This window comes from Actinosynnema sp. (assembly GCF_052038725.1).
In genome coordinates, this window is record NZ_JBQGCX010001501.1 from 1 (window position 1) to 1,750 (window position 1,750).

The 1,750-nt window shown below is 75.3% G+C and carries 2 protein-coding genes; one reads left to right on the forward strand and one right to left on the reverse strand.

The genetic code is table 11. The features are described from left to right. On the reverse strand, positions 1 to 870 hold an 870-nt coding region (locus ACTUAL_RS31680; RefSeq protein ID WP_440902797.1), incomplete at its 3' end, for a flavin reductase family protein. Between the two features lie 196 nt (positions 871 to 1,066). On the opposite strand from ACTUAL_RS31680, the gene ACTUAL_RS31685 reads away from it, so the two are divergent. Next, on the forward strand, positions 1,067 to 1,750 hold a 684-nt coding region (locus ACTUAL_RS31685), incomplete at its 3' end, for a LysR family transcriptional regulator (protein WP_440902798.1).

Below are 1,750 nucleotides of genomic sequence, written 5' to 3' on the forward strand. Positions count from 1 at the left end.
CTCGATGGCGCGCGCCCAACCGCGTTCCAGGGCCCAGCCGAACCGCTCCCGCAGCCAGTCGGAGAACCCGCGGCTGCCGCCGAAGGGGTGCGGTTCGGCGATGCCGTGCACCTGCAGGGCCACGCCGTACCCCCACAGCGCGGTTTCCAGCTCGCGCAGCGACCGGACCCACGTGCTGGGTCTGGCCTGCACGTCCCGCAGCACGTCGTAGACGTCGTCGCACTCGCTCAGCGGGCGGAGCGGCGGTCGGGCGCCGGGGGTCGTGGACGTGCCCGGATCCTGCGGAGCGGCGAAGCCGCGCTCCCCGGCGCGCAGGCCGAAACCGCTGCGGTGGAACACCAGCGGGGTTCCGGGGGTGTGCGCGGCGGAGTGCAGGCGCAGCAGGACGATCGTGTGGTCGCCCGCCTCCACCCCGCGCTCCGGGGACGCCTCGAACCACGCCACCCCGTCGGGCAGGGTGACCGCGCCGCCCTCCCCCACCACCGCGTCCAGCCCGGTGAAGCGGTCCTCGGCGGGACCGGCGAGCTGCCGGGCCACCGGGCCGTGGTGGTCGGCCAGCACGGTCACGCCGATCCGGGCGGCCCCGCGCAGCGACGGCCACGTGCGGGAACCCGTGGCGATCGAGAACGACACCAGCGGCGGGTCGAGGGAGACCGACGTGAACGAGCTCGCGCACAGGCCCACGAGCCCGCCGTCGACCTCGGCCGCCACCGCCACCACACCGCTCGGGAACGCGCCGAACGCCGCCCGCAACCGCGCCGGGTCCAGGCCCGCCCCGCGCACCGCGCCCGGCAGCGCCGTCCGGTCCGAACCCGCTCCGCGCACCGCCTCCAGCACCGCCGCCCGTTCACGTGCGACCTCGTGCCCCATGGCGCTCCCCTCCCCGGTTCCGACCCGCGGTCCACCCCACCCTCGCCCTCGCCCGCGCGCCGCGTCCAAGAGCGTTCCTCGATCGCTTCCCATGCGGGAGTGCGATGGATCGATCCCGGTCAAGGGGTGGCGCGGACGAGTCCCACATGCCGGCAGCGGCGCCCCGCGGCCACCGGGGTCGGCTCTAATCGGGGGCATGGCGAACTCACTCGACCTCGAACACCTGCGGACACTGGTCGCGATCGCCGAGTGCGGTGGGTTCGGCAAGGCGGCTGCGGTCAGGCACATCAGCCAGCCCGCGCTCAGCCAGCACGTGCGGCTGCTGGAGCGCGGCCTCAAGCGCAAGCTGTTCGAGCGGGACGGCCGGAACATGCGGTTCACGCACGAGGGCGAGCGCGTGCTGGCCGAGGCGAGGCGGATCATCGAGGTGCACGACGCGTCGCTGCGCAGGCTGGAGGCGCGGCCGGAGCGGACCATCGTGGTCGGGTCGACCGAGCACAGCGCGGGCCAGGTGCTGCCGGAGATGATCAGGGCGTTGCGGGAGGCGTTCCCGGACTGCTCGACGCGGTTCGAGATCGGGCGGTCCACGCAGCTGGCCGAGTCGGTGCACAGGGGCGCGGTGGACTTCGCGTTCGTGCTCGACCCCGGCGGCCAGGGGCCCGGTCACCTGGTGGGGCGGCTGCCGCTGGTGTGGTACGCGGCGCGCGGGTGGCAGCCGGACGGCGCGAGCGGGACGTGGCCGCTGGTCGCGTTCGAGGAGCCGTGCGGGTTGCGGGAGCGGGCGCTGTCCGTGCTGACCGGCGAGGGGCACCAGGTCCAGGTGACCGCGCAGTCCACGACCCTGGAGGGGGTGCTGGCCGGGGTCAGGGCCGGGTTGGGG